This window comes from Streptomyces sp. NPDC058000 (assembly GCF_042886435.1).
Taxonomy (GTDB): Bacteria; Actinomycetota; Actinomycetes; order Streptomycetales; family Streptomycetaceae; genus Streptomyces.
Window position 1 is genome coordinate 131156 of record NZ_JBHVQS010000004.1, and the last position, 26677, is coordinate 157832.

The 26677-nt window shown below is 72.2% G+C and carries 22 protein-coding genes; 7 read left to right on the forward strand and 15 right to left on the reverse strand.

What is annotated here, in order from left to right; all coding sequences use genetic code 11:
- Window positions 1-159: 159 nt before the first annotated feature.
- The 6 genes from whiA to ACFVT2_RS06780 form a co-directional block, all read right to left on the reverse strand.
- Window positions 160-1149: a DNA-binding protein WhiA gene (whiA, locus tag ACFVT2_RS06755; RefSeq protein WP_390012979.1), complete on the reverse strand. Its 990-nt coding sequence runs from the start codon at window positions 1147-1149 to the stop codon at window positions 160-162.
- Window positions 1140-2201 carry a uridine diphosphate-N-acetylglucosamine-binding protein YvcK gene (gene yvcK, locus ACFVT2_RS06760; protein WP_390012981.1) on the reverse strand — a complete coding sequence of 354 codons (1062 nt, stop codon included), beginning with the start codon at window positions 2199-2201 and terminating at the stop codon, window positions 1140-1142. Before yvcK ends, whiA begins: the two co-directional genes overlap by 10 nt.
- Window positions 2198-3151: an RNase adapter RapZ gene (gene rapZ / locus ACFVT2_RS06765; RefSeq protein ID WP_390012983.1), complete on the reverse strand. Its 954-nt coding sequence runs from the start codon at window positions 3149-3151 to the stop codon at window positions 2198-2200. Before rapZ ends, yvcK begins: the two co-directional genes overlap by 4 nt.
- Window positions 3148-5235, reverse strand: a complete 2088-nt coding sequence (gene uvrC / locus ACFVT2_RS06770) for an excinuclease ABC subunit UvrC (RefSeq protein ID WP_390012985.1) — start codon at window positions 5233-5235, stop codon at window positions 3148-3150. The genes rapZ and uvrC overlap by 4 nt, the downstream gene beginning before the upstream one ends.
- A gap of 128 nt (window positions 5236-5363) precedes the next feature.
- Window positions 5364-6239 (reverse strand): hypothetical protein, encoded by an 876-nt coding sequence (locus tag ACFVT2_RS06775; RefSeq protein ID WP_390012987.1) that lies wholly within the window; start codon window positions 6237-6239, stop codon window positions 5364-5366.
- Window positions 6240-6243: 4 nt separating this feature from the next.
- A complete protein-coding gene (locus ACFVT2_RS06780) occupies window positions 6244-6876 on the reverse strand; it encodes a papain-like cysteine protease family protein (protein WP_390012989.1) in 633 nt (210 codons plus the stop codon).
- Window positions 6877-7137: 261 nt separating this feature from the next.
- Between ACFVT2_RS06780 and ACFVT2_RS06785 the strand changes: the two genes are divergently transcribed.
- The gene (locus ACFVT2_RS06785) at window positions 7138-8076 is read left to right on the forward strand and encodes a hypothetical protein (RefSeq protein ID WP_390012991.1); all 939 of its coding nucleotides are present in this window, start codon (window positions 7138-7140) and stop codon (window positions 8074-8076) included.
- A gap of 13 nt (window positions 8077-8089) precedes the next feature.
- On the opposite strand, the gene ACFVT2_RS06790 is transcribed toward ACFVT2_RS06785, so the two are convergent.
- The 3 genes from ACFVT2_RS06790 to ACFVT2_RS06800 are packed head-to-tail and all read right to left on the reverse strand — an operon-like array spanning window position 8090 to window position 10955.
- On the reverse strand, window positions 8090-8503 hold the full coding sequence (locus ACFVT2_RS06790) for a Rieske (2Fe-2S) protein (protein WP_390012993.1): 414 nt from the start codon (window positions 8501-8503) through the stop codon (window positions 8090-8092).
- Between the two features lie 14 nt (window positions 8504-8517).
- Window positions 8518-9933: a sugar porter family MFS transporter gene (locus tag ACFVT2_RS06795; RefSeq protein WP_390012995.1), complete on the reverse strand. Its 1416-nt coding sequence runs from the start codon at window positions 9931-9933 to the stop codon at window positions 8518-8520.
- 5 nt (window positions 9934-9938) lie between these two features.
- Window positions 9939-10955, reverse strand: coding sequence for a zinc-dependent alcohol dehydrogenase family protein (locus tag ACFVT2_RS06800; RefSeq protein ID WP_390012997.1), 1017 nt, complete (start codon window positions 10953-10955; stop codon window positions 9939-9941).
- A 197-nt stretch (window positions 10956-11152) separates the two neighbouring features.
- Between ACFVT2_RS06800 and ACFVT2_RS06805 the strand changes: the two genes are divergently transcribed.
- From ACFVT2_RS06805 to ACFVT2_RS06815, 3 genes are all read left to right on the forward strand, one after another.
- On the forward strand, window positions 11153-12157 hold the full coding sequence (locus tag ACFVT2_RS06805; RefSeq protein WP_390012999.1) for a LacI family DNA-binding transcriptional regulator: 1005 nt from the start codon (window positions 11153-11155) through the stop codon (window positions 12155-12157).
- Between the two features lie 111 nt (window positions 12158-12268).
- Entirely contained in the window at window positions 12269-13234 is a 966-nt protein-coding gene (locus ACFVT2_RS06810; protein ID WP_390013001.1) for a carbohydrate kinase, read from the forward strand.
- 327 nt (window positions 13235-13561) lie between these two features.
- Window positions 13562-14995, forward strand: a complete 1434-nt coding sequence (locus tag ACFVT2_RS06815; RefSeq protein ID WP_390013003.1) for an MFS transporter — start codon at window positions 13562-13564, stop codon at window positions 14993-14995.
- A 40-nt stretch (window positions 14996-15035) separates the two neighbouring features.
- Here ACFVT2_RS06815 and ACFVT2_RS06820 read toward each other — a convergent pair whose 3' ends face one another.
- The 3 genes from ACFVT2_RS06820 to ACFVT2_RS06830 form a co-directional block, all read right to left on the reverse strand.
- Complete coding sequence (locus tag ACFVT2_RS06820; protein WP_390013227.1) at window positions 15036-15257, reverse strand: hypothetical protein; 222 nt, start codon at window positions 15255-15257, stop codon at window positions 15036-15038.
- 60 nt (window positions 15258-15317) lie between these two features.
- The gene (gene uvrA, locus ACFVT2_RS06825) at window positions 15318-18419 is read right to left on the reverse strand and encodes an excinuclease ABC subunit UvrA (protein WP_390013005.1); all 3102 of its coding nucleotides are present in this window, start codon (window positions 18417-18419) and stop codon (window positions 15318-15320) included.
- Between the two features lie 273 nt (window positions 18420-18692).
- Window positions 18693-19436: a TetR/AcrR family transcriptional regulator gene (locus ACFVT2_RS06830; RefSeq protein WP_390013007.1), complete on the reverse strand. Its 744-nt coding sequence runs from the start codon at window positions 19434-19436 to the stop codon at window positions 18693-18695.
- Window positions 19437-19486: 50 nt separating this feature from the next.
- On the opposite strand from ACFVT2_RS06830, the gene ACFVT2_RS06835 reads away from it, so the two are divergent.
- From ACFVT2_RS06835 to ACFVT2_RS06845, 3 genes are all read left to right on the forward strand, one after another.
- Window positions 19487-21040: an FAD-dependent monooxygenase gene (locus tag ACFVT2_RS06835; protein ID WP_390013009.1), complete on the forward strand. Its 1554-nt coding sequence runs from the start codon at window positions 19487-19489 to the stop codon at window positions 21038-21040.
- Between the two features lie 204 nt (window positions 21041-21244).
- A complete protein-coding gene (locus ACFVT2_RS06840) occupies window positions 21245-21979 on the forward strand; it encodes a maleylpyruvate isomerase family mycothiol-dependent enzyme (RefSeq protein WP_390013011.1) in 735 nt (244 codons plus the stop codon).
- Between the two features lie 10 nt (window positions 21980-21989).
- The gene (locus ACFVT2_RS06845; protein ID WP_390013013.1) at window positions 21990-22646 is read left to right on the forward strand and encodes an MBL fold metallo-hydrolase; all 657 of its coding nucleotides are present in this window, start codon (window positions 21990-21992) and stop codon (window positions 22644-22646) included.
- 72 nt (window positions 22647-22718) lie between these two features.
- Here ACFVT2_RS06845 and ACFVT2_RS06850 read toward each other — a convergent pair whose 3' ends face one another.
- The 3 genes from ACFVT2_RS06850 to ACFVT2_RS06860 all read right to left on the reverse strand — a co-directional run bounded on the left by ACFVT2_RS06850 (window position 22719) and on the right by ACFVT2_RS06860 (window position 26533).
- Window positions 22719-23720: a TerC family protein gene (locus tag ACFVT2_RS06850; RefSeq protein WP_390013015.1), complete on the reverse strand. Its 1002-nt coding sequence runs from the start codon at window positions 23718-23720 to the stop codon at window positions 22719-22721.
- A gap of 161 nt (window positions 23721-23881) precedes the next feature.
- Window positions 23882-25891, reverse strand: coding sequence for a TerD family protein (locus ACFVT2_RS06855; protein ID WP_390013017.1), 2010 nt, complete (start codon window positions 25889-25891; stop codon window positions 23882-23884).
- 63 nt (window positions 25892-25954) lie between these two features.
- Window positions 25955-26533 carry a TerD family protein gene (locus ACFVT2_RS06860; protein ID WP_390013019.1) on the reverse strand — a complete coding sequence of 193 codons (579 nt, stop codon included), beginning with the start codon at window positions 26531-26533 and terminating at the stop codon, window positions 25955-25957.
- Window positions 26534-26677: the final 144 nt, after the last annotated feature.

Below are 26677 nucleotides of genomic sequence, written 5' to 3' on the forward strand. Positions count from 1 at the left end.
GTACGTGACATTGACATCGGCGCCCAAAGATGCTCAGGTGAGCGGCTTCGAGCCCCTCTGACGCCTACCCGTGCGCACCCCCTCACGGCGTCCGCACGCACGCGCCCCCGACACCCGGTGCGGGTGTCGGGGGCGCGGGTGAACGAGGGGCGCTCCGGGTCAGCTGACCATGCCGTCCGCGAGTTCCTCGCTGAGGTTGGATTCGGTGCCCGGGATGCCCAGGTCCTGGGCCCGCTTGTCGGCCATCGCGAGCAGCCGCCGGATCCGCCCGGCGACCGCGTCCTTGGTCAGCGGCGGATCGGCCAGCGCCCCCAACTCCTCCAGGGACGCCTGCTTGTGTTCCATCCGCAGCCGGCCGGCGGCGGCGAGGTGTTCCGGCACCTCCTCGCCGAGGATCTCCAGGGCGCGCTGGACCCTGGCGCCGGCGGCGACCGCGGCCCGCGCCGAGCGGCGGAGGTTGGCGTCGTCGAAGTTGGCGAGGCGGTTGGCGGTGGCCCGGACCTCGCGGCGCATCCGCCGCTCCTCCCACGCCAGCACCGACTCATGGGCACCGAGCCGCGTCAGCAGTGCGCCGATGGCATCACCGTCCCGGACGACGACGCGGTCCACGCTGCGCACCTCGCGGGCCTTGGCGCCGATGCCGAGCCGGCGGGCCGCGCCGACCAGGGCGAGGGCGGCCTCGGGGCCGGGGCAGGTGACCTCCAGGGAGGACGAGCGGCCGGGCTCGGTCAGCGAGCCGTGGGCGAGGAAGGCACCGCGCCAGGCGGCCTCGGCGTCGCAGGTCGCGCCGGAGACCACCTGTGGAGGCAGGCCGCGGATGGGACGGCCGCGGCCGTCGACCAGGCCGGTCTGCCGGGCCAGCTGATCGCCGCCGGCCACCACGCGGACCACGTAGCGGCTGCCGCGCCGCAGTCCGCCGGGGGCCATCACCACCAGGTCGGAGGAGTGGCCGAAGATCTCCAGGATGTCCTTGCGGAGCCGGCGGGCGGCGATGCCCGTGTCGAGCTCCGCCTCGATCACAATGCGGCCACTGACCAGGTGCAGACCACCCGCGAACCGCAGGATCGACGAGACCTCCGACTTCCGGCAGCAGGTCCGGGTGACGGGGAGCCGGGAGATCTCATCCTTCACCGCAGCCGTCATCGCCATGGGCCGATCCTTCCATGCATCCGAAAAATACGGTCGTACGCGGCTGCCAGCAGTTCCGGATCGTGCCGGTCGGGGGCTCCCCCGGCACCTGACCGGGTGTCCTCTCCGCGTGCAGCGACCGCGGCCAGCTCGACCTCGCTGCCCACCAGCTGCTTGGCGGCAACCGTCAGACCATCGATGTCGGGCACCGCGGCCTCGTCGGCCAGCACCACGTCGAAGGCGAGTTTAGGGGCGTGTCGGGCCAAAACCTCCAAATGACGCTGCGGGGAGAAGCCCTCGGTTTCTCCGGGTTGGGGTGCGAGGTTGAGCGAGAGCACCTTTCGCGCCTGGGTCTCCTCCAGTGCCTCGCGCAACTCGGGCACGAGAAGGTGCGGGATGACCGAGGAGAACCACGAACCGGGGCCCAGCACCACCCAGTCCGCGTCGCGGACCGCGGCGACCGCCTCCGGGACGGCCGGCGGGTCCTCGGGGACGACGTGGACGGACTGCACCTCGCCGCGGGTCAGGGCGACGGTGGCCTGGCCGCGGACCGTGCCGATCTCGTCCGGGTGATCCTGGTCCAACCCCTTGACCTGGGCCTGGAGCTCCAGCGGCACCGCCGACATGGGCAGCACCCGGCCGTGCGCGCCGAGCAGCTTGCCGACCAGGTCGAGCGCCTGGACATGGTCGCCGAGCTGCTCCCACAGCGCGACGATCAGCAGATTGCCCACCGCGTGGTCGTGCAGCTCGCCCTCGCTGTGGAAGCGGTGCTGGATCACCCGGGCCCAGGTCTGGCCCCAGTCGTCGTCACCGCACAGCGCGGCCAGCGCCTTGCGCAGGTCGCCGGGGGGCAGCACACCCAGCTCGTCGCGGAGCCGGCCGCTGGAGCCGCCGTCGTCGGCGACGGTGACCACGGCGGTCAGGTCCCGGGTGATGCGGCGCAGCGCGGCGAGCGAGGCGGACAGGCCCATGCCGCCGCCGAGCGCCACCACCTTGGGGGTGGCGCCCTTCGCCATGCGGGCGCTGGGGACGAAGCGGCGGACCCGGCGCAGCCGTGGCGCGCGGGGGGTCATTCGCGCCCCATGTCCCGGTGCACGACGACCGTCTCCACGCCCTCGGAGATCAGTCGGCGGGCCAGCTTCTCGGACATCGCGACGCTGCGGTGCTTACCGCCGGTGCAGCCGACGGCGATGGTCACGTAGCGCTTGCCCTCGCGGCGGTAGCCGGCCGCGACCAGGCGCAGCAGCTCGGTGTAGCCGTCCAGGAACTCCTTGGAACCGGGCTGGTTGAAGACGTACTGGGAGACCTCTTCGTTCAGGCCCGTGAAGGGGCGCAGCTCGGGGACCCAGTGCGGGTTGGGGATGAAGCGGCAGTCGACGACCATGTCGGCGTCGACCGGCAGGCCGTACTTGAAGCCGAAGGACATGACCGTGGCGCGCAGCTCGGGGACCTCCTCGCCGGCGAACTGGGCGTCGAGCTTGGCGCGGAGTTCGTGGACGTTGAGGCTGGAGGTGTCGATGACCAGGTCGGCGTCGCCGCGCAGCTCGCGCAGCAGGTCGCGCTCGGCGGCGATGCCGTCGACGATCCGGCCGTCGCCCTGGAGGGGGTGCGGGCGGCGGACGGACTCGAAGCGGCGCACCAGGGCCTCGTCGGAGGACTCCAGGAAGACGATGCGGCGCTTGACGTTCTGTGCGTCGAGGGTGGCCAGCGACTCCTTGAGGTTGGCGAAGAAGCGACGGCCGCGGACGTCGACGACCACGGCGATCCTGGCGACGTTGCCCTGCGAGCGGGCGCCCAGTTCGACCATCGGCGGGATCAGCTCGGGCGGGATGTTGTCGACGACGAACCAGCCGAGGTCCTCCAGGCACTTCGCCGCCGTGCTGCGGCCGGCGCCGGACATGCCGGAGATGATCACCAGCTCGGGGATCGCGGCGCTCTCGCCTTGGTCGGCTTCGCGCATCGTGCCCGTACTCACCTGTGCACCGTCTCTCTCGGGTTCCTGCGTCTCGTGCGGTGTGCTCATCGGTCCTGCCCCCGTTCTGCTGACAACGCGGCCGGTGGGGCCCCGTCATCCTCAATGATCTCTCCTGTGGCGGTATTCACCGCGGGGGCGGGCGGGGCCGCGGTGGCCAGCGCCGCGGCGACCGTCTCGGCGGTCTTCCGGCCGACGCCCGGGACCTGGCAGATCTCCTCGACCGTGGCGGCCCGCAGCTTCTTCAGCGAGCCGAAGTGTTTGAGGAGCGCCTGCCGGCGGCTCTCGCCGAGCCCGGGGACGGTGTCCAGTGGGGAGGACTTCAGCCGCTTGCCGCGCTTGTTGCGCTGGTAGGTGATCGCGAAGCGGTGCGCCTCGTCGCGGACCCGCTGGAGGAGGTAGAGCCCCTCGCTGCTGCGCGGCAGCACCACCGGGTCGTCCTCGCCGGGCAGCCAGACCTCTTCCAGGCGCTTGGCCAGGCCGCAGACCGCGACGTCGTCGATGCCCAGCTCGTCCATGGCCCGGCGGGCGGCCGCCACCTGGGGGGCGCCGCCGTCGACGACCACGAGCTGGGGCGGGTAGGCGAACCGCTTGGGGCGGCCGTCCTCGTCGGTGAGGTGGTCGGCGGAATCGGCATCGACCGCCGGTTCCGCAGCCGGGTCCGCAGCCGGGTCCACGGCGGCGGTCCCGGCGGGGTCCTCGGCGGTCGGCTCCTCGATCCATTCCCCGGACTTCTGCTTCTCCTGGAGGTAGCGCCGGAAGCGGCGCCCGATGACCTCGTGCATGGAACGCACATCGTCCTGGCCGACGAAGCTCCTGATCTGGAAGCGCCGGTATTCGCTCTTCCGGGCGAGCCCGTCCTCGAACACCACCATCGAGGCGACGACGTCCTCGCCCTGGAGGTGCGAGATGTCGAAGCACTCGATGCGCAGCGGGACCGTGTCCAGGTCGAGGGCCTGGGCGATCTCTTCCAGGGCGCGGGAGCGGGTGGTCAGGTCGGAGGCGCGCTTGGTCTTGTGCAGGGCCAGCGCCTGCTGGGCGTTGCGCGCGACCGTGGCCATCAGGTCCTTCTTGTCGCCGCGCTGCGGGATACGCAGCGAGACCTGGGAGCCGCGGCGCTGGGTGAGCCACTGGGCGACCGGCTCGACCGGCTCCGGGAGCGCCGGCACCAGGACCTCCTTGGGCACCGCGTCGCCCTGCTCGTCGCCGTAGAGCTGCTGGAGGGCGTGCTCGACCAGATCGCCGGTGGTGACCGCCTCGACCTTGTCGGTGACCCAGCCGCGCTGGCCGCGCACCCGGCCGCCGCGGACGTGGAAGATCTGGACGGCGGCTTCGAGTTCGTCCTCGGCGACGGCGATCAGGTCGGCGTCGGTGGCGTCGGCGAGCACCACCGCGCTCTTCTCCATGGCCCGCTTGAGCGCGCCTATGTCGTCCCGCAGGCGGGCGGCGCGCTCGTACTCCATCTCCTCGGCCGCCTCCTGCATCCCGCGCTCCAGGCGGCGGATGTGGGCGCCGGTGCGGCCCGTCATGAAGTCGCAGAACTCCTCGGCGAGTTCGCGGTGCTCCTCGGGGGAGATCCGGCCGACGCAGGGGGCCGAGCACTTGCCGATGTAGCCGAGCAGGCAGGGGCGGCCGATCTGGGCGGAGCGCTTGAAGACGCCGGCGGAGCAGGTCCGCACGGGGAAGACCCGCAGCAGCAGGTCGACGGTCTCGCGGATGGCCCAGGCGTGGGCGTACGGGCCGAAGTAGCGGACGCCCTTCTTCTTGGCGCCGCGCATCACCTGGACGCGGGGGAACTCCTCGCCCAGGGTCACCGCGAGGTACGGATAGCTCTTGTCGTCGCGGTACTTGACGTTGAACCGCGGGTCGAACTCCTTGATCCAGCTGTATTCGAGTTGGAGCGCCTCGACCTCGGTGGAGACGACGGTCCACTCCACCGAGGCGGCGGTGGTGACCATCGTGCGGGTGCGCGGATGGAGGCCGGCCAGGTCCTGGAAGTAGTTGGCCAGGCGCTGGCGCAGGCTCTTGGCCTTGCCCACGTAGATGACCCGGCCGTGCTCGTCGCGGAATTTATAGACCCCCGGCGAGTCGGGGATCTGTCCCGGCTTGGGTCGATAGCTGCTGGGGTCTGCCATGCCCACCACCCTACTGACCGCCACCGACAATCAGGGCCGTAGCGGCGGAGCCCGCCCCTCCGATACCCGGTGGACGGGGCGGAGGGACGGACTCCGGTGGTGCGGTGGTGCCGTGGTGCGGTGTCCGGTCAGCGGCTGCGTCGCCGCCGCACCGCCGCCGCTGCCGACAGGCCCAGGGCGAGCAGGGCGGCGCCGCCCGCCACGGTCGAGGCGGCGGTCACCGCGCCGTTCGTCGGATCCCCGGTGTCCACCGCGGAGGCCGCGAGCGGCTGCGGCGCGCGGCCGGTGTCGGCGGCCGGTGCCTCGTCGGGGCCAAAGCCGCCGGCCTCGCCGCGCTTGTCGTACGCGGAGCCGGGGAGCTTGTCGCCGTACGCCTCGGTGACCCGCTTCCGGTAGGCGGCGACGGTGGTGCCGTGTGCGCCCACGGCCTTGCGGGCCGCGGCGTCCAGGGGCTCGATGCGGTCGCCGCGCTGGACGTACCAGGCGTCGATCTGCGGCTCGTGGAAAACCGTTCCGGCACCCTGCGCGGCCGCGGTGTAGCGGGTCTCGTCGTCGCCGCTGGCGATGTTGACGACCTTCCAGGCGGAGCCCTTCCGGGCGGTCCACACGGAGGCCGTGCGGCCGTCGGCGGCGACCGCCTTGCTGGCCATGAACTCCACCCGGGCGACGGGGGTCCCGGCCTTGCCGCGGACGAAGTCGGGCGACAGGACGTAGACGGGCACGGTGGCGCCCTCGATGCGCGGGGCGGTCGAGGGCGGGGCGGCGAGACCTGCTCCGCCCTCGGCCCGGGCGCCGTCCTTGGCCGGTGCGGCGGCGAAGAAGCGGGCCAGGGTGTCCGCGGTCGCGGCGGAGGTGGCCACGTCACGGGCGGCGCTGACGGCGGTGCGCGGCGGGGCCTGCGGCACGGGCACGTCGGCGGCCGACGCGGTGAGCGGGGCCAGGCCGAGGAAGGCGGCGGCGAGCGTGCCCGTGGCGGCGGCGCGGGCGACGGTGCGCTTCGTCATGACCTCAGGCCCCTATCCGGTAGAGGGAGTGCGTCCAAGAGAAGGAGCTGCCGTTCACGTAGTTGTCGAAGTCGCCCCAGTTGTAACGGTTGTTGGTGGCCCAGGGGTCGCCCCAGTACACCCAGTTCCGGGAGGCGTCGTAGCCGTAGATGACGTGCATGTGGCCGCCGCCGGACGACCACTGGATGCGGGACTCGATGGGACGCTTGGCGTTGATCTCGCTCTGGACCGTGCTGTAGCGGAGCCAACCGGTCACATATGAGCCAGAATTGATCCCCATCCAGTCGAGTGCATTCTGCACATTGCCCAGCGTGGCCTGGTTGTTGGGGCAGGTGGAGCCCTGCTGGCGGTTGAAGGCGGCGTTGCAGAACTGGTTCTGGCTGTACTTCCTGCCGTACCAGGTCGCGATGGTGTTGCCCGAAGCGGCCCAGCACCAGTTGGTGTTCTCCTGTGCCTGCATCGTGATGTCCAGGCGGTTGGCGGCCTGTGGGGCGGCACTGACGGTCTGCGGGGCTTCGCCGGCGGCCGGTGGGGCGGCACTGGCGGTCCCCGGGAGCGCGGTCAGCGCCACCGCGGTGAGCACGGCTGCCGACAGCCATCTACCGCGCCGACGGCGGGCGTGAAGGGGTTGGGACATGGCGTTCCTCCCGGTCAACGGGTGAGGGGGGAGAGGAGCGCATCCGGATGCTGTTGAGGAGCATCAGGTGTTGTCGCAGGCAGGTCAACACGCTTCAATGCGAGGTGACATGGGGGTGTGGACGAACGGGCCCGGAAGTGAACGGCCGACGCCCGGCGTCCTGCAGTGACGAGGCAGGGAGAGCGCGCGCCGTGCGTCCCGGTTGTGAATGTTCACGTCGCGCGCCGGAGGATTGAGGCAATGGCACAGAACGCTCCCAATATGACGCAAAACCTTCCAGTTTCCGGCGAGTTGGCACAGCTCTTGCGGACCGGCCCGTTCCACCTCGCCCTGCGCAGCGCACTCACCGCACGCGGACTGGCACTCACCCGCGTCCAGCACAAACTCGCCCAGCGCGGCATCACCATCGGGGTCACCAGCCTGAGCTACTGGCAGCAGGGGGCCCGACGCCCGCAGCGCCCCGAGTCCCTGCGCGCGGTCCGCGCCCTGGAGGACGTCCTCGGACTGCCCGACCGGTCGCTGCACCGGCTCCTGGTGCCGGAGGGCGGAACCCGCCCGGAGACCGAGCGGCCGCCGGCCCGTTCCTACCGCTCCCTGGTCGCCCCGGCCGACTGCCTCCAGCAGCTCTTCGCCGAGCTGGAGACCCCGGTGGACGGCGGGCTGCACACGGTCGGCCACCACGAGTGGGTGCGGATCGGGCCGCGGCGCGAACTGAGCGAACGGGAGTCGCTCCAGGTGGTGCGCGCCCACCGGGACGGGGTGGACCGCTATGTCGCCATCCACCGGGGCGACGCCGGCTGCGACCCGTCCCGGGTACGGGTCCGGGCCACGGAGAACTGCCGGCTGGGACGGGTGCGCGGGGACGCGGCGAACGGCGTGGTCGTCGCCGAGCTGCTCTTCGACACCCGCCTGCGGGCCGGCGACACCCACGTCTTCGGCTACGCCTTCGAGGACGGCAGCGGCGGCCCCAGTGCCGAGTACGTGCGCGGGTTCAGCTTCGCCGGCGGACAGTACGTCCTCCAGGTGCGGTTCGACGAGGTGGCGCTCCCGGTGCGCTGCCGCCGCTTCACCCAGGCGTCGGCCGGCGCCCCGCGCACCGGCCAGCAGGAGCTGACGCTGAGCGGGCAGCACCACGCGGTGCACGTGGTGGAGCAAGGGGTGCGGCAGGGGATCCTGGGGATCGCCTGGGACTGGGGGTGAGCCGGGCGGCGGCTCAGCCCGCCATCAGCTTGCCGCCCTTGACCTTGACCGGGACCTCCTCCAGGGGGCTGGACGCCGGCCCCTGGGCGACCTTGCCGGTGGCCACCTCGAAGTGGCTGCCGTGCAGCGGGCAGACGGCCTGCCCCTTCTCGATCTTGTTCAGGGTCCCGCCCATGTGCGTGCACACGCTGCTGAAGCACTTGAACTCGCCCTTGGTGGGCTGCGAGACCAGTAGCCGCTGCGCGGCGTAGAGCTTGGCGCCGCCGACCGGCACCTCCGCGGCCGGACCCAGCTCCACCGGCGCGTCCGAGGACGGCCGGGCGCCCGAGCCCTGCTCCCCCGCGGCGCAGGCCGCGGCGCCGAAGCAGGCGATGCCGGCGAGCGCGGTCCCGCGCAGCACGGTCCGACGGTCCGGGAACGCACTCATGGGGTACCTCCAGGTCAGTGGGCGGCGTCGGCCCCTGACGATACCGGGGCGGTCCGCTCGCGCGGAGGGCGGTCCTCCCCGCCCCGCAGCAGCTCCGCCTCGATCTCCTCCAGGCTGCGGCCCTTGGTCTCCGGCAGCAGCCGCTGGACGAAGACGAACGCCAGCAGCGTCGTCCCGGCGAAGAAGCAGAAGTTGACCCCGGCACCCCAGGCGTGCAGCAGGGAGGGGAAGAGCAGCGCCACGATCATGTTGAACAGCCAGTTGAAGAGCACGCACAGGCTCACCCCGGCGGCCCGGATCCGCATCGGGAACAGCTCCGGCAGCATCACCCACTGCACCGGCCCCCAGGAGACCGCGAACGAGGCGATGTAGAGCGCGATCCCGAGCAGGGTGAGGGTGGACAGCAGCGCGCCGTAGCCGAGCCCGGAGAGGTTGGTGACGGCCAGCACCACCATCGCCGCGCACATGCCCAGCGCCCCGGTCCGCAGCAGCGGCTTGCGGCCCCTGCGGTCGATCAGCCGCATCGCCGGCAGCGTCATCAGCATGTTGAGCAGGCCGATGCCGACGTTGGCCAGGATGGCGCCGCCCGAGCCGAAGCCGATGTCGGTGAGCAGGGTCGGCGCGTAGTAGATGATCGTGTTGATCCCGACGAAGTTCTGGAAGAGCACCAGCAGCATCCCGACCGTGAAGGCCGGCCGCAGCTGCGGCGACAGCAGTCGCCGCAGGCTCAGCGGCTCGCTCGCCTCCCGTTCGGCGCGCTCGGCCCGCTCGATCTCGGCCAGCTCCTCCCCCGCCGCCGCGGCGTCCCCGCGCAGCCGGGTCAGCACCGCCCGGGCCTCCGCGCCCCGGCCCTTGCCCACCAGCCAGCGCGGGCTCTCCGGCTGGGTGATGATGCCCAGCGCCAGCACCGCGGCCGGGACCACGCCCAGGCCGATCATCCAGCGCCAGGCCCCGGAGTCGGAGAGCAGGTAGTCGGTGACGTAGGCGACGAAGATGCCGACGGTCACCAGCAGTTGCATCAGCGAGGTCAGCCCGCCCCGCAGGTGCTTGGGCGCGAGTTCGGTGAGGTAGAGCGGGACGACCACGGAGGCGATACCGACGCCCACGCCGATCACGAAGCGGAACGCGATCAGCGGGACGGCTCCGGGCGCACAGGCCGCGCCGAGGGTGCCGAGGATGAAGATCCCGGAGGCGGCCAGGATCAACCGGCGGCGCCCCCACGAGTCGGAGAGCCGCCCGGAGAGACCGGCGCCGAGCATCGCGCCTACGAGGAGGCCGGAGACGACCAGGCCCTCCAGGAGCGGGGTGAGCGCGATATCGCGCTTGAGGAAGAGCATGGCGCCGGAGATGACGCCGGTGTCGTAGCCCCAGAGGATGCCCCCGAGGGCGCCGAAGACCCAGATCATGGCGTTCTTGACGGATGCGGGCACGACGCTCAGCCCTTCTGCGGGGCGATGTGGATCTTGCGACCGGTGCCGGCCCGGAAGCGGGCCACCGCCTCGTCGAAGTCGTCCAGGCCGTAGACGTCGGAGACCAGTGAATCGACGGGGACTCCGCCGAGGCCGGCGGCGAGCAGGTCGATGGCCGGCTGGAAGCTGTTGTGCACCGCCATCGAGCCGATGATGTCGATCTCCTGGCTGTAGACGCGGTACGGCGAGAACGACGCCGCGCGGGCCGGGTCGGCGACGCCGAACTGGAGGAACGTCCCGCCGCGGCGCACCCGGCCCAGACCGTCCTCGATGGCCGCGACCACCCCGGTCGCGTCGATCACCACCTCGAAGCCGGGCGCCCGGTCGAGGGTGTCGGCGTGCGTCACCGCCGCGTCCACGCCGAAGGACCGGGCGAACGCCAGCCGCTCCTCGTTGAGGTCCACGACGGAGACCGAGGCGGCCCCCGCGGTCCGCACCAGCGCGGCCATCAGCAGGCCCATGGTGCCCGCCCCGTAGATCAGGTAGTGCTCACCGGGGCGGCGCGGCAGCCGGTTGAGTCCGTGCACCGCACAGGACAGCGGCTCGACGAGTCCGGCGGCGGCCTCCGAGAGGTGCGACGGCAGGACGTAGGCGCAGCGGGCCGGCACGGCGACCAGTTCGGCGAAGCCGCCGGCCCTGGTGACGCCGATCGCGGTGTAGTCCTCGCAGAGGTTGGCGCGGCCGATCCGGCAGTAATGGCAGGCACCGCACGGCATGTTGGGGTCGACCGCGACCCGCTCGCCGACCGCCCGGTCCCGCACCGCCCCGCCCACCGCGACGATCTCGCCGGTCAGTTCGTGCCCGGGGACCAGCGGGTAGCCGACCACCGGCAGTTCACCGCCGAGGATGTGCATGTCGGTGCCACACAGCCCGCAGGAGGTGACGCGCACGACCACCTCGTCGGGCTCCGGGCGGGGATCGGGGAGTTCGGTGACAGCGGTGGTGCCCCGGGGGCCCGGTGCGGTGACCACGAGAGCGCGCATCGGCGCCTCCTCACGACGTCGTGCGGGTTCGATGGCGGGGACACTACAGAAGAACCACCAGGACGTAAACGCTTACGCAAGCGTTTACGTTTGGTCCTGTGCGGACGTACTGTGATGGACTGCGGCGGACGGGCACGGAGGCCGTCCGCCGGGAGCCGGAGCACGGTGCGCCGGGGCATCGGGGAGGAAAGAGCCGGATGACGACGATGGTGGATGTGGCACGGCGCGCGGGCGTCTCCGTCGCCACGGTCTCGCACGTGGTGAACGACACCCGCCCCGTGCGCCCGGACACCCGGGCCGCGGTGCTGGCCGCCATCGAGGAGCTCGGCTACACCCACAACACCCTCGCCCGCTCCCTGGTCACCTCCCGCACCCGCTCCATCGGCCTGGCGGTCTCGGCGATCAGCAACCCGTACTTCACCGAGATCCTCCAGGGCGTCGAGGCCGGCGCTCTGGAGGCCGGATACAGCCTGCTGATCGCCGACCCGCACGACGATCCCCGGCACGAGCGCAAGGTCGTCCAACTGCTGCACGAGCGGCGGGTGGACGGCATGATCGTCGCGCCGTCCGCGGAACCAGCCGAGATGACCAAATATGTGATGCAGCGTCGGGTGCCCACGGTCTTCCTCGACCGGCTGGTCGGCGACGGCTTCGACCAGGTCTGCGCGGAGAGCACCGGGCCGGTCCGCCAACTCGTCGAGCACCTTGCCGACCTGGGGCACACCCGGATCGGCCTGGTGGCGGGCCTGCCCGGGCTCAGCACCACCACCGAACGGGTCGAGGGCTACCGCGCGGGGCTGCGCGCCCGCGAACTCCCCTTCGCCCCGGAGCTGTTGGCCGGCGGCAACTCCGAGGCCGAGGGCGCCCAGGACGCCACCCGCCACCTGCTCGCCGCGCCGGATCCGCCCACCGCGATCATCACCGCCAACAACGCGATGACCATCGGCGCGCTCCAGGCCCTGCGCGGCCTGGGCCTGGAGGTGCCCCGGGACATCGCCCTGGCCTGCTTCGACGACTTCTCCTGGGCGGACCTCTTCACCCCACGGCTGACCGCGATCGCCCAGCCCAGCAAGGAACTGGGCGCCGCGGCGGTCCGGCTGCTGCTGGAGCGGCTGGACGATCCGGGCCGCCCGCCCCGCACCGTCCGGCTCCCCTGCACCTTCGTGCACCGCACCTCGTGCGGCTGTCCCGAGACCGCTTAGCGGCCGTCCGGCGGCCGGGCACCCCGCCCGTCGGACGGTCCCGGGGCCCGGACGGGCCCGCACCGCCACACCCCGGCCGGCCCCGGCCTCCGTAGGAAAGGACCCGCCCCCGTGATCGTCGTCGCCGGCGAGGCACTGATCGACCTCGTCCCCAGTCAGCAGCCGTCCCCGGACGGCCCGTTGCCGGCGCTGCTGCCGCGGCGCGGCGGCGGGCCCTACAACACCGCGGTGGCGCTCGGGCGGCTGGGCGCACCCACCGCGTTCTGTTCCCGGGTCTCGACCGACACCTTCGGTGCGTCGCTGCTGCGCGGTCTGCGCGACGGCGGGGTGGACACCTCACTGGTGCAGCGCGGCCCGGAGCCGACGACCCTGGCGGTGGCGGACATCAGCCCGGACGGCTCGGCCGGCTACGGCTTCTACGTGGAGGGCACCGCCGACCGGCTCTTCACACTGCCCCCGGCGCTGCCCGAGGCGGTGCGGGCGCTCTCCCTGGGCACCTGCTCGCTGGTACTGGAGCCGGGCGCCGGGGCGTACGAGGCGCTGCTGCGCCGGGAGGCTCGACGCGGGGTGTTCACCGCGCTCGACCCCAACATCCGCCCCGGGCTGATCCCCGACCCGGACGCCTACCGGGCGCGATTCCGCTCCTGGCTGCCGGACCTGGCGCTGCTGAAGCTGTCCGAGGAGGACGCGCTGTGGCTGGCCGGGACGGGCGTCGGGCAGCCGAGGGCCGACCGGGCGACGGTCCTCGCGGCGGCCCGGGAGTGGCTGGCCGCCGGGCCGGCGGCGATCGTGCTCACCCACGGCGGCGACGGGCTGACGGTGGTGACGCGGGGCGGCGGTGAGCTGGCGGTGCCCGGCGAGCGGGTCACCGTCGTCGACACCATCGGCGCGGGCGACACCGTCAACGCGGCGCTGCTGCACCGGTTGGACGTCCATGGCGCGCTGTCGTACGCGGCGGTCGGGGCGCTCACCGACGGCGACTGGGAGGACATCCTCCGCTTCGCCGCCCGGGCGGCGGCCGTCACCTGCTCCCGAGCGGGCGCGGAGCCGCCGTACGCCACGGAACTGACGGCCTGAGGGGCCTACCGGACTGCCGGACTGCCGGCCCGACCCGGCCTCGGGGAACAACGGAACAGCCGTCAGCGCCAAACGATGTTCTTGGAAACGCGATCGGATTCGGGCCGTTGACAGAACTCTCGCGTCCGGCCATTCACGAGAATCGCCGTGCGCGCTGTGCGCCGCCTGCGACGCACAGCCACTCGGGTCCAGTGCGGCCTTGGCGTGGCGCACTCGAATCCGATGCACTCAAGATGTGACGCAGGTCACGTCCGTTTTGCCGGATTACCGGGTCCTTCCGCCCCGCCATGATGCCCAAAAGCGCACGACTCATGGAGAGGTTCGGAAGTGGACGATCATCAGAGCGTCGGGACCTGGCGGGAATTAGGCAGCCATCTCGGCACCGCCCTGGTGCTGGCCGGGGGCGTGCTCGTCGGAGCCGTGAACATCTACCTCACCGCCAGCCTGCTGCCCACGGCGGTCGCTGACATCGGCGGTGAACGCCTCTACGCATGGAACATGACCGTCTTCCTGACCGCCCAGGTTGTCGCGACCATGCTCGTGAGCCGAACTCTCGCCCGGCGCGGCAGTATCGACTCCTACCTGATCGGCTTTGGTCTCTTCGCCGTCGGGTCGGTCGTATGCGCGGCCAGTCCGACGATGCCTGTGCTGCTGGTCGGTCGCGGCGCGCAGGGGCTCGGGGCGGGCTTGTTGACCGGCCTGGGGTTCGCACTGATCAACTCGGCGCTGCCGCGCCATCTGTGGGTACGGGGCAGCGCCTTGATCTCTGCCATGTTCGGTCTGGGCAACTTCATCGGTCCGGCTCTGGGCGGACTCTTCGCCCAGTTCGGGGCCTGGCGGCTGGCGTTCGTCGTGTTGGCTGCCGTCTCCGCGGTGATGGCGGCGTTCGTGCCTCGCGTGCTGCCAAGGAGCGGCAGGACCGAGGAGGAGGCGGTTCCCGTGCCGCTGGGCTCGTTGGTGCTGGTGATCGGGTCCGCAGGCGCCGTGAGCGTCGCCGGCGTTCTGACGAACGAGGCCCTGATGGCGGTGTTCATCGCGCTGGCACTGGCGTTGGTCATCGTCTTCGCGGTGCGGGAGAAGCGCAGCCGGATCCGGGTCCTGCCCCGCGCGACCTACCAGGCTGGTTCCGCTGTGCGGTGGGTCTACCTGACCATCGCCTTCCTCGCGGCCGGCGTTGCCGTCGAGACGTTCCTGCCGTTGTTCGGGCAGCGTCTGGGCGGGCTGCCGCCGGCCGCGGCCGGGTTCTTCGGAGCGGCGCTGTCGCTCGGCTGGTCGGCGAGCCAAGTCGTCAGCTCCTCAGCGCGCCGGCAGCGGACGGTTCGACGGCTGCGGGTGGCCGGCCCCGGTCTCCTCGCGGCTGGGCTCGCCGCGCTCGCTCTGTTGCAGCACCGCGACGCACCACCGCTTCTGGTCATCGCGTGGCTGCCCCTCCTTCTCCTCGCCGGCACCGGGATCGGCCTGGCCATGCCCCACTTGTCCGTTGCCGCGATGGCCAGCACGCCGGACAAGGAGGAGGGAGAGAAGGCCGCAGCGGCGATCGCGACGGTACTGACGATGTCGACGGCGTTCGGTGCGGCCCTCGCCGGCTTCCTGGTCAACCTGGGTGGGCCTGCGACGCTTACCTCCGCGCGCTACCTCCTGCTGGGCTTCGCGGCGGTCTGCGCCCTCGGGATCTTGACCGCGTTACGCGCCGACCACCTGGCTAAGCCGGTCCAGGTGCGCGAGACCGAGGGCAAGCAGACGGCTGGACATGGCCGATGAGGACACGGGGGGGGCGAAAGCACCGCGATCCGCACGCTGATCAGGCTTTCGGCTCCTCCTCGTCGTCTTCCTCCAGGCCAGCCGTGGCCGGGTCGCGCAGGGGCCGCAGGCCCCCGCCGACCGGGGCCGCGGCGCAAAAGGTGCGGCGGCCCAGGCAGTTGAGGTTGGCGGGCTTGAGCGGGGAGAGGCGGGCGACGTCCCCGAGGCCGTGACAGGCCGGGGGCCTGGGTTTGGCCCGGCCCGGCTCGGCCCGGAGTAGCACAGCGGGGGCGGAGCCCCGGGAAGAGGCTCCGCCCCCGCTGTTCCGTACGGCGGTGCGGTGTCAGGAGGTCCGACGGGCCCGCGTCGTCGTCTTCTTGGCCGCCGTCGTCTTGGCGGCGGCCTTCTTCGCCGGGGCCTTCTTGGCGGTGGAGGCGGCGGTGCTCTTCTTGGCTGCGGTCTTCTTCGCCGCGGTCGAGGCGGTCACCGTCGTCTTCCCGACCGCGTCGGCGGCCACCGCCTTCTTCGCCACCGCCTTCTTCGCCACGGTCTTCCGGGCGGCCGGCTTCCGGGGCGCGCCGTTGACCAGGGCCGCATCGCTGACCCGGTCGCCGAGGATGTCCCGCAGGAACTTGCCGGTGTGGCTGGCCGGGACCGCCGCGACCTGCTCCGGGGTGCCCTCGGCGACGACCAGGCCGCCGCCGTTGCCGCCCTCGGGGCCCATGTCGATGACCCAGTCCGCGGTCTTGATCACATCGAGGTTGTGCTCGATGACGATCACCGTGTTGCCCTTGTCGACCAGGCCGGACAGCACCTTGATGAGCTTGCTGATGTCCTCGAAGTGCAGACCGGTGGTGGGCTCGTCGAGGACGTAGACGGTGCTGCCGGTGGAGCGCTTCTGGAGCTCGCTGGCCAGCTTGACCCGCTGCGCCTCACCGCCGGAGAGGGTCGGCGCGGACTGGCCGAGCCGGACGTAGCCGAGGCCGACCTCGTTGAGCGTCTTGAGGTGGCGGGCGATGGTCGGCACCGCCTCGAAGAAGCTCAGCGCCTCCTCGATCGGCATGTCCAGCACCTCGGCGATGGACTTGCCCTTGTAGTGGACCTCCAGCGTCTCGCGGTTGTAGCGCGCACCGTGGCAGACCTCGCACGGCACGTACACGTCCGGCAGGAAGTTCATCTCGATCTTGATGGTGCCGTCGCCGGAGCAGTTCTCGCAGCGACCGCCCTTGACGTTGAAGGAGAAGCGGCCGGGCAGATAGCCGCGGACCTTGGCCTCCATCGTCTCCGCGAAGAGCTTGCGGACGTGGTCGAAGACGCCGGTGTAGGTGGCCGGGTTGGAGCGCGGGGTCCGGCCGATCGGCGACTGGTCGACGTGCACCACCTTGTCGACGAGGTCGTCGCCGGCGACCCGGGTGTGCCGGCCGGGGACCGACTTGGCGCCGTTCAGCTCACGGGCGAGGTGGGTGTAGAGGATGTCGTTGACCAGCGTCGACTTGCCGGAGCCGGAGACGCCGGTGACGGCGGAGAGCACCCCGAGCGGGAAGGAGACGTCGATGTCGCGGAGGTTGTTCTCCTTCGCGCCGTGGACCGTCAGCTGCCGGGACGGGTCGGTGGCGCGGCGGACGTCCGGCGTCGCGATGGCCTTCTTGCCGGCGAGGTACTGGCCGGTGATCGAGTCCTTGTTGGCCAGCAGCTGCTTCATCGGGCCGCTGTGGACGACCTTGCCGCCGTGTTCGCCGGCGCCCGGGCCGATGTCGACGACCCAGTCCGCGACCTTGATGGTGTCCTCGTCGTGCTCCACCACGATCAGGGTGTTGCCCATGTCGCGCAGCCGCACCAGGGTCTCGATCAGCCGGTGGTTGTCGCGCTGGTGCAGGCCGATCGACGGCTCGTCGAGGACGTAGAGCACGCCCACCAGGCCGGAGCCGATCTGGGTGGCGAGGCGGATGCGCTGGGCCTCGCCGCCGGAGAGGGTGCCGGCCGCGCGGTTCAGCGAGAGGTAGTCCAGGCCGACGTCGACCAGGAACTTCAGCCGTTCGTTGACCTCCTTGAGGACCCGCTCGGCGATGGTCTTCTCGCGGGCGTTGAGCGTCATCGTGCGCAGGAAGTCGGCGCAGTCGCTGATCGACATGGCCGCGACCTCGGCGATCGACTTCTCCTGGACCGTGACGGCGAGCACGATCGGCTTGAGCCGGGTGCCCTCACAGGTCGGGCAGGGCACCTCGCGCATGTAGCCCTCGAAGCGCTCCCGGCTGCTGTCGCTCTCCGCCTCGCTGTGCCGCCGCTTGACGAACGGCACCGCGCCCTCGAAGGCGGTGGTGTACGCCCGCTGGCGGCCGTAGCGGTTGCGGTAGCGGACCTCGATCTGGGTCTTGTGGCCGTGGAGCAGGGCCTTCTTGGCGCGCTGCGGCAGTCCGGCCCAGGGGATGTCCGTACGGAAGCCGAGGGCGTCGGCGAGCGCGCCGACCAGGCGGCCGAAGTAGTCCTTGGTGTGGCCGCCGGACCAGGGGTGGATGGCGCCCTCGTCGAGGGAGCGCTCCTCGTCCGGGATGATCAGCTCCGGGTCGACCTCCATGCGGGTGCCGATACCGGTGCAGTCCGGGCAGGCGCCGAAGGGCGAGTTGAAGGAGAAGGAGCGGGGCTCCAGCTCCTCGAAGGAGAGGTCGTCGTGGGCGCAGTAGAGGTGCTCGGAGTACATCCGCTCGCGCTGCGGGTCGTCGGCGTCGAGGTCGACGAAGTCGAGGATGACCATGCCGCCGGAGAGCCCGAGGGCGGTCTCGACGGAGTCGGTCAGCCGGCGCTTGGCGCTCTCCTTGACCGTGAGGCGGTCGATGACCACCTCGATGGTGTGCTTCTCCTGCTTCTTCAGCGTCGGCGGTTCGGTGAGCTGGATGGTCTCCCCGTCGACCCGGGCGCGGCTGTAGCCCTTGGTCTGGAGGTCGGAGAAGAGGTCGACGAACTCGCCCTTGCGCTCGCGCACCAGCGGCGAGAGCACCTGGAAGCGGCTGCCCTCGGGGAGCTCCAGGACCTTGTCGACGATGGCCTGGGGCGACTGCCGGGCGATCGGCCGCCCGCACTCCGGGCAGTGCGGTTTGCCGATCCGGGCGAAGAGCAGCCGGAGGTAGTCGTAGACCTCGGTGATCGTGCCGACCGTCGAGCGCGGGTTGCGCGAGGTCGACTTCTGGTCGATCGAGACCGCGGGGGACAGGCCCTCGATGAAGTCCACATCGGGCTTGTCCATCTGCCCGAGGAACTGCCGGGCGTATGAGGAGAGCGACTCGACATAGCGCCGCTGCCCCTCGGCGAAGATCGTGTCGAAGGCGAGCGAGGACTTGCCCGACCCGGAGAGCCCCGTGAAGACGATGAGGGAGTCGCGGGGGAGGTCGAGCGAGACGTTGCGGAGATTGTGCTCGCGAGCGCCACGGACGATGAGACGGTCGGCCACGCCGGTCGGCACCTTTCTTGGAGAGGGGCGGAAGCCACGGGCTGCGTCCACCGCGCGGTGAGCGAGCAGAGGCGGCGGAGCGGAGCGGGCCCCCGACCAAGGGTATGGGGGCCGTCGCGGCAGTGTCGTTGGGATGCCACACACGAGCCTATAGCACGTGCATTCGATTTACGGGCCTCGCAAGCCCTCTTCACCCAAACGTGTGGCGGCCCCACAACCTTCCCACCGCGATGACCAGCCGTTACGCCGTCCGGTGGGACAGCACCCCCGCGATCAGACCCGATCGGACCCGCTCGGCCCGCCGTCCGGCAGCGCCCGCGTCAGCACGTCGAACGTGTGCCGGATCACTGCTTCGTGGTCAACGGCCACCTCGTCCACGGGATCACCCTCCAACTGCCGGACGACGGCCTCCACGTAGAGCGCCCGCCAGCCCGCGATGATCAGCGCCGCCGCCAGCCGGGCATCCCGATCGGGCCGCGCGGGATCGCCGCCGGCCGCCTCGGCGAGCGCCCCGGCCAGTGCGGCCTCGATCTCCTCGACCGCCTCGCGCGCCCGCGCTCGCAGCGAAGGCGCCTGGAGAACGGTGCGGAAGAAGTGCTCGAACCCCTCCCCCGGCCCGCCCAACGCATGCCGCTGCGCCAGCAGGTCCAGCGCCAGCCGGCGCAGCGCGGCGAGCGGCGTCTCGTCGGCGCCGCGCTCCCGCACCGCGCCGACGATCAGCTCGACGGCCTCGGGGATCCGGTCGAGGAAGAGATCCTCCTTGCGCGGGAAGTAGTTGAAGACCGTCATCGTGGACACCTCGGCGGCGCGGGCGACCTCGGCGACGGCCACGTTGTCGAAGCCGCGCTCAAGGAACAGCAGCGTCGCCTCCCCGGAGATCCGCTGCCGGGTGAGGCGCTTCTTGCGCTCGCGCAGGCTCAGGTGCGCGTCGTCGTCGACACCCCCGACCGCCTGCCGCTCCGCGGTCCGCCCCCGCTGTCCCGTGGACTTCTTCTCCGCCACCGTCTCTCCCTCCATCGAAAAAAATTGTAGCGGAAACAAATTTTTAGTGACTACACTCATGCCTCATGAAGCGCGACGCAGACGTAGTGGTGGCAGGGGGCGGCCCGGTGGGGCTGATGCTCGCCTGCGAATTGGCACTGGCGGATGTCCCGGTCGTCGTCCTGGAGCGACTGACCGAGGTGGACACCACGATCAAGGCGGGGGCCATCAACACCCCCAGCGCGGAGGCCTTCTATCGGCGCGGGCTGTTGCCACCGCTGAGGGAGGTGCAGAACGCCAGCCTGGCGCAGTTCGGCTCGTTCAATCGGCAACGGCAGGCGACCGGCGCCTCGGTCACGGTGCCGGCGCCGCGGTTCGCTGGGCACTTCGCGGGCATCATGCTCCGCGGCGACCTGCTCGACGAGTCGGATCCGGACTTCGCCGGCCGCGGCCCGGCCGGCGAGGTCGGCCTGGTCCCCCAGGAGGCCCTGGAGCGGATCCTCGCCGAACGCGCCGTCGAACTGGGCGTGACCCTGCGCCGCGGGGTGACCCTCACCGGCTTCGACGCCGATGACGAGGGCGTGCACGTCCACACCTCGCACGGGTCGCTGCGCGCCGGCTGGCTGGTGGGCTGCGACGGCGGCCGCAGCACGGTGCGCCGGCTCGCCGGCATCCCGTTCCCCGGGACCGCCCCGTCGATCACCGGCCACCAGGCCATGGTGGAGATGACCGGCGCCGACGACCTGGGCGCCGGCTGGAACTGGACCGCCACCGGGACGTACGTCCACGGGCCGATGCCCGGCCGGATCCTCACCGTGGAGTTCGACGGACCGCCCGCGGACCGCGAAGCCCCGATCACCGCCGAGGAGTTGCAGACCGCGCTGCGACGGGTCTCCGGCGTCCCGGACGTAACGGTCACCAAGGTGGTCTCGGCGACCCGCTTCACCGACAACGCCCGGCAGGCGTCCTCGTACCGCCACGGCCGGGTGCTGCTGGCCGGGGACGCGGCCCATGTGCACTCGCCGTTCGGCGGCCAGGGGCTCAACCTCGGGATCGGCGACGCGATGAACCTCGGCTGGAAGCTGGCCGCCACGGTGCACGGTTGGGCCCCGGAGGGCCTGCTCGACAGCTACACCACCGAGCGGCACCCCATCGGCGCGTGGGTGCTGGACTGGACCCGGGCCCAAGTGGCCCTGATGCGGCCGGAGTCGCACGCCGGAGCGCTGCGCCAGGTGATCAACGAACTGTCCGGGACGCCCGACGCCACCACGTTCTTCGTCAAGAAGATCTCCGGCGTCTGGCAGCGCTACGACCTGCCCGGTTCGCACCCGCTGACCGGCCGTAGCGCCCCCGACCTGGAGCTGTCCGACGGCCACCGGCTCGCGGACCATCTCCACGGCGGCCGGGGCCTGTTGCTCGACCTCGCCGACGATCCGGCGCTGCGCGAGCGCGCGGCCGGCTACGGCGACCGGGTGCGGACCCTGACGGTGACCTGCCCGGACCGGCCCGACCTGTCCGGCCTCCTGCTCCGCCCGGACGGCTGCACCGCCTGGGCGGCCGACGCCCCCGGCGCCTACGAGGAGTTGGACGCGGCGCTGGGCCAGTGGTTCGGGGCGCCCGCCGTAGTACCGGCCGCCTAGGGCCCGTCCTAGTGCCTGTCCGGTCCTGATCCACCGGGCAGGCCCCGGGGGCGCGGGCCGGGCGGACGGCGTGGCAGAGGCGGCGAACCCGTCCGCCCCTGCCGCGCCCGCGCACACCACCCGCGCGACCGGCACCACCCCGAAGGCCCACCGAATGCCGCCGTACGGCTCCCGGACCCGCCCGGCCGGCGCTAGCGTCGGGCCATGACCATCCCTCCTGATTTCCCGCGCGATGCGGCCGCCGTCCACGAGTCGACCGACCGACTGCTGGTCTCCCTGGGCAAGCTCGACGACGCCGCGGTCGGCGAGCCGTCGCTGCTGCCCGGTTGGACCCGGGGCCACGTCCTGGCTCATCTGGCCCGCAACGCCGATGCCCTGGTCAATCTCCTGACCTGGGCGCGGACCGGCGTCCGTACACCGATGTACGCCAGTACCGCGGCCCGTGACGGCGACATCGAGCGGGACGCCGACCGTCCGCTGGCGGTCCACCTGGAGGACCTCCAGGAGAGCGCGGCCCGCTTCGGAGCGGCGGCGCAGGCCCTGCCGGCGGACCGCCGGACGTACGAGGTCGAGATGCGCAACGGCGTCATCGAGCGGGCCGACCGGCTCGCGCTGCGCCGGCTGGCCGAGGTCGAACTGCACCATGTCGACCTGGGCGTCGGGTACACCGTCGAGCAGCTGTCGCCGGCCTTCGTGGACAGCGAGTTGGACTTCCTCACCGGGATCAAGTTCGCCGGGCACCCGGACCTGCCCGCGTTGGAGCTGCACGGCGACGACGGCCGCCAGTGGCACACCGGGCGTTCCGCCGACGGTGCGTCAGCCGCCCCCGTGGTGGTCAGCGGCTCGCCGAAGGACCTGGTCGGCTGGCTGACCGGGCGCGCGGACGGCGGACGGCTGGACACCCACGGCGCGGCGCTGCCGGCCATCCCGCCGCTCTAGAGTTGATGCCATGACCTACAGCGGAGCAGTGAAGGTCGGCGGACCGGCCGACGTACACGAGCTGACCGACCTGATGATCTCGAAGGTCGCGGTCGGTCCCATGGACAACAACGCGTACGTGCTGCGGTGTCGTGCGACCGACGAGCAGTTGCTGATCGACGCGGCCGCCGATCCGCACACGCTCCTCACCCTGGTCGGTGACAGCGGTCTGGCGTCCGTGGTCACCACGCACCAGCACGGCGACCACTGGGGCGCACTGCGTGAGGTCGTCGACGCCACCGGCGCGCGGACGTACGCGGGCCGCTACGACGCCGAGGGCATCCCCGTGCCCACGGACGTGCCGGTCGAGGACGGCGACACGATCACCGTCGGCCGCGTCCAGCTGACCGCGCGCCATCTGGCCGGGCACACCCCGGGCAGCATCGCGCTGGTCTACGACGATCCGCACGGCCACCCGCACGTCTTCACCGGGGACTGCCTCTTCCCCGGCGGGGTCGGCAACACCTGGGGCAGCGCCGAACGGTTCGCCAGCCTGGTGGACGACGTGCAGAGCAAGCTCTTCGACCGGCTGCCGGACGAGACCTGGGTCTATCCGGGGCACGGCGCCGACACCACGCTCGGCGCCGAGCGGCCGCACCTCGCCGAGTGGCGGGAGCGCGGCTGGTAACGGCCGGAAGCCCGGCTCCGGGCCCGGCGGGCGGACCTCCGCCCGCCGGGCCCGCGCCGTTCCCCACGGCGCTCAACCGCGGGTGCGCGTCCCGGCCCCGGCGGCCGCCTCCGCGGGCTCCTCGGCCGCCGCCAGGCGCCGCGAGGCCCGCAGGCTGGTCACCGTCGTGATGGCCAGCACCGCGCAGATCACGCCCAGCGAAACCGGAATGCTGATCTCCGGGACGGCCACCCCGGACTCGTGCAGGGCGTGCAGCACCAACTTCACGCCGATGAACCCGAGGATCACCGACAGGCCGTAGGAGAGGTGGACCAGCTTCTTGAGCAGTCCGCCGATCAGGAAGTACAGCTGCCGCAGCCCCATCAGGGCGAAGGCGTTGGCGGTGAAGACGATGTACGGGTCCTGGGTCAGGCCGAAGATCGCCGGGATCGAGTCCAGGGCGAAGAGGACGTCGGTGGTGCCGATCGCCAGCATGACGATCAGCATCGGGGTCATCAGCCGTCGGCCGTTCTCGACGATGAAGAGCTTGGTGCCGTGGTACCGGTCGGTGGACGGGAAACGGCGCTCGACCGCCTTCAGGAAGCGGTTCTCCTCGAACTCCTCGTCCTCCTGCCCGGCCCGCGCCTCCTGGATCAGCTTCCAGGCGGTCCAGACGAGGAACGCGCCGAAGAGGTAGAACACCCAGGAGAAGTTGGCGATGATCGCCGCGCCCGCGCCGATGAACCCGGCCCGCAGCACCAGCGCGATGAGCACCCCGACCATCAGCACCCGCTGCTGGTAGATGGCCGGGACCGCGAACTTGCCCATGATCAGGACGAAGACGAAGAGGTTGTCGACGCTCAGCGACTTCTCGGTGATGAAGCCCGCGAAGAACTCACCGGCCGGCGCGCCCCCGCCGAAGGCCAGCAGGCCGAGCCCGAACAGCACGGCCAGCCCCATCCATACGCCGGTCCAGATACCGGCTTCCTTGAGGGACACCTCGTGGGGCTTGCGTCCGCCGATGAAGAAGTCGACGGCGATCAGGGCACCCAGACCAAGGATGGTCAGCACCCACAGGGTCAGGGAAACGTCCACTGCTCCTCCGGCATGGTCGTACGGCACACACAGCGTCGTCGCTGCCGGGGATTCCTGCACCCCTCCAAAGAAGAGTAAAGGAAGTTCATGGAATGGCAAAGGAAAAGGCAAAAGCGCAGGTGAGGGGAGGTTTACTGAAGGGCTAACGCGACCGTCCGGGGTCAGCCCCGCTCAGGGTCCACGGCCGGACGGGCATCGGCGACCCGGTCCAGGACCCGGCGGATCACCTCGCTGCGCCGGGGCGCGAGGGACGGCTCGTACGTCCAGGCGTGCCCGACCCACGGATCGGCGAGGTGGGCGTCGGGAACCGGGGTGATCCGCAGCAGGGCGCGCCAGAGCGGATCCAGGACCGGCCCGTACTCCCGCGCCCGGTCCCGGTCGGCGACCAGCATCAGGTGGACCCCGACCGCGGGGCCCTCGTCGGCCAGATAGCGCAGTTGGTTCAGGGCCCGGTCGTCGAAGCCGTGCGGGAAGTCATGGACGATCAGCAGCTGCTCGGCGGGATCCAGCTCCGGCGGCAGGGCCTCCGTCGCGCGGTGCCGCACCGCCATCTGGAGGAGGTCGACCCGCCGGGTCAGCGCCTCCAGCACCGCGGCCACGCCCCGGGCGCCGGCGGGCGGGGACGCGGGCAGCACGCCGCTCTCCCGCAGCGGGGCGAGCGCCGCTGCGGCCGCGCCGGCGGGGTCGATGACCTGGACCGCGAACGCACCGGGCGGATGGGCGGCCAGCAGCCGGGCGGCGACCGCGACGGCGGTCTCCAGGGCCAGCCGCGCCAGCGCGGCCTCGTCGGGCGCCGCGTCGGTGAGCGCGCTGCCCAACTCCCGGCGGCCGTACTCCCGCTCGGGGTCGTGCCCGGGGCGCGGATACGGTCCGGGACCGCTGTCGATCCACAGTCCGCGCTCCAGCGGGAGCCGGACGAGCAGCGGGATGCGCAGGCCGGGGGCCTCCGGGAGGTGCAGATCGCCCAACCGCACCGCCATCGGGTGCTGCCGTGGGACCTCGTAGCCGTGCCACACCGGATGGTCCCAACGGGCGAGGGCGAGCGGCAGCGCGGGCTCCACCACCTCCGACTCGGCGGCCAGCTGGGCGAGGTCGCGGTCGAGGACCACACGGGCCCGGTCGACCAGGTCGGCGTGCCGGTCCCGGGCGGCGGCGCGGGCGGCCTCGGCAGCGCCCCCCAGGCGGGCGCCGGGGTCGGCGAGCGCCGCGTCGAGCTCCCGCTCCAGGCGGGAGGCGGCGAAACCGGCGGCGCTGCGGTACGCGGCGACCGACCGGGCCAGGTCCTCGAACATGCCACGGACCTGGTTGTAGAGCCGCTCCTCCATGCTCCAGCCGTTGGCGTCGCCGGCGACCGGGGCGATCGGACCCGCCGGGTCGCCGGGGGCCTCGGCCGGCCCGGTGGGCACCAGGGGTGCGGGCGGGGTGGACGGGGCCGAGGCGGCCGCGGGGGGCGGTGCGGGGGCGGTGGGCCGCCGGGGGTGACGGTAGTCGACCCGGCCGCCGGAGGGCTGGGGAGCGGGCTCCGCCGCCGGGGTGCCAGGGGTGCCGGCGGTGGTCCCGGCCGCCGGTCGCTCAGGGGGGCGCACCGCCGCCGGGTCGGGCGCCGCGACCATCGGGGCCGGGTCGTGGCCGGCCGCCGCTTCGATCTCCGCGGCCAGCTCCGCGGCCCGCGGCAGCCCCTGATCGCGCAGCAGCTCCGCCAGTCCGCCGGCGTACCCCTGGCCCACGGCGCGGATCCGCCAGGCGCCCTGCCGGCGGTAGAGCTCGACGGCGACCAACGCGGACTCGGGGCCCAGGCCGGTGAGGGGGTAGGCGACAAGCGGGGTGCCGTCGACGCGCGTCACGGCGATCGAGGGCGCGGCGGCGGGGCCGAAGCCGCCCGGAGCGCCGGGCCCGCCCGGCAGCGCCAGCAGCACGCTCACCCGGTGCACCGCGGCGGGCAGCGCGTCGAGATCGGCCGCGATGCGCTGCTCGGCGGCCGCCCCGGAGGGAACCTCGACGCCGGGCCGGTGGGGTACGCCCGGATGGACCACCGCCTCGGTGCCCGGCAGCCGGCCCTGCTCGTCGCCGAGCGCGACCGCGACCAGAACGGGCCCGCCGGCCGCGATCCGGATCTCCACACGGGTGCCGTCCAGTGGGTGGTTCTGCCCCCGGACCAGCTCCGCCGTCATCGTCGTCCCCTTGTGTGTCGTGCCGGTGGTGTGTCGACCGGTCGCGCGTCGGTGCCGCGGTGCCTACAGGTACGGCCGGATCGCCGGCACCAGGTCCTCGAAGGTACGGCCGACGGTGGGCTCGCCGATGGCGGTCAACTGCCAGCCGTCGCCCGAACGGTGCACCTTGCACATGACCTGCGCGGTGTGGTCGCCGCCGCCGGTGAGGGTGTAGCGCGCCAGCTCCTGGCCGGTGGTCTCGTCCACCAGTCGGCAGAACGCGTCCTGGACCTCGGCGAAGGTCTGGCCGGTGAAGGAGTTGACGGTGAACACGATCTGGTCGACATGGACCGGCACCCGCTCCAGGTCGACCAGGATCGCCTCGTCGTCACCCCCCTGGCCGGCCCCGCCGATGCGGTTGTCGCCGGTGTGCCGGACCGCGCCGTCGTCGCTGGTGAGGCGCTGGAAGTAGACCACGTCGGCAGGGGTGCCGTCGGCGAAGAGCAGCGCCGAGGCATCCAGGTCGATCTCCTGGGTGCGGCGCCCGAACAGGCCGCGGCGCGGCGCCGACCGCCACCCCAGGCCCATCCGAACCGCGGTCGGCGTCGCCCCGTCGGACTTCCGCAGGCTGATGTCCTGCCCCTTGGACAAGTTGACCGACACGCGCCGTCCCCTCCTCGCCGTCCCGTCCGCCCGTTCAGCGGCCCCTGCCGACCCTACGCACGTGAGCGGACGGGGGCGCGGCGGGCCCGCCGCCTGTGGCGGTTCTGCAACACGCCCGGTCAGGTCCGCGGCCCGACCGCCGTC

Coding starts and splice junctions, on each gene's coding strand:
- whiA (WP_390012979.1), bottom strand. CDS start 1,149: ATGGCGATGACGGCTGCGGTGAAGGATGAGATCTCCCGGCTCCCCGTC.
- yvcK (WP_390012981.1), bottom strand. CDS start 2,201: ATGACCCCCCGCGCGCCACGGCTGCGCCGGGTCCGCCGCTTCGTCCCC.
- rapZ (WP_390012983.1), bottom strand. CDS start 3,151: ATGAGCACACCGCACGAGACGCAGGAACCCGAGAGAGACGGTGCACAG.
- uvrC (WP_390012985.1), bottom strand. CDS start 5,235: ATGGCAGACCCCAGCAGCTATCGACCCAAGCCGGGACAGATCCCCGAC.
- ACFVT2_RS06775 (WP_390012987.1), bottom strand. CDS start 6,239: ATGACGAAGCGCACCGTCGCCCGCGCCGCCGCCACGGGCACGCTCGCC.
- ACFVT2_RS06780 (WP_390012989.1), bottom strand. CDS start 6,876: ATGTCCCAACCCCTTCACGCCCGCCGTCGGCGCGGTAGATGGCTGTCG.
- ACFVT2_RS06785 (WP_390012991.1), top strand. CDS start 7,138: ATGACGCAAAACCTTCCAGTTTCCGGCGAGTTGGCACAGCTCTTGCGG.
- ACFVT2_RS06790 (WP_390012993.1), bottom strand. CDS start 8,503: ATGAGTGCGTTCCCGGACCGTCGGACCGTGCTGCGCGGGACCGCGCTC.
- ACFVT2_RS06800 (WP_390012997.1), bottom strand. CDS start 10,955: ATGCGCGCTCTCGTGGTCACCGCACCGGGCCCCCGGGGCACCACCGCT.
- ACFVT2_RS06805 (WP_390012999.1), top strand. CDS start 11,153: ATGACGACGATGGTGGATGTGGCACGGCGCGCGGGCGTCTCCGTCGCC.
- ACFVT2_RS06830 (WP_390013007.1), bottom strand. CDS start 19,436: ATGGAGGGAGAGACGGTGGCGGAGAAGAAGTCCACGGGACAGCGGGGG.
- ACFVT2_RS06835 (WP_390013009.1), top strand. CDS start 19,487: ATGAAGCGCGACGCAGACGTAGTGGTGGCAGGGGGCGGCCCGGTGGGG.
- ACFVT2_RS06840 (WP_390013011.1), top strand. CDS start 21,245: ATGACCATCCCTCCTGATTTCCCGCGCGATGCGGCCGCCGTCCACGAG.
- ACFVT2_RS06845 (WP_390013013.1), top strand. CDS start 21,990: ATGACCTACAGCGGAGCAGTGAAGGTCGGCGGACCGGCCGACGTACAC.
- ACFVT2_RS06855 (WP_390013017.1), bottom strand. CDS start 25,891: ATGACGGCGGAGCTGGTCCGGGGGCAGAACCACCCACTGGACGGCACC.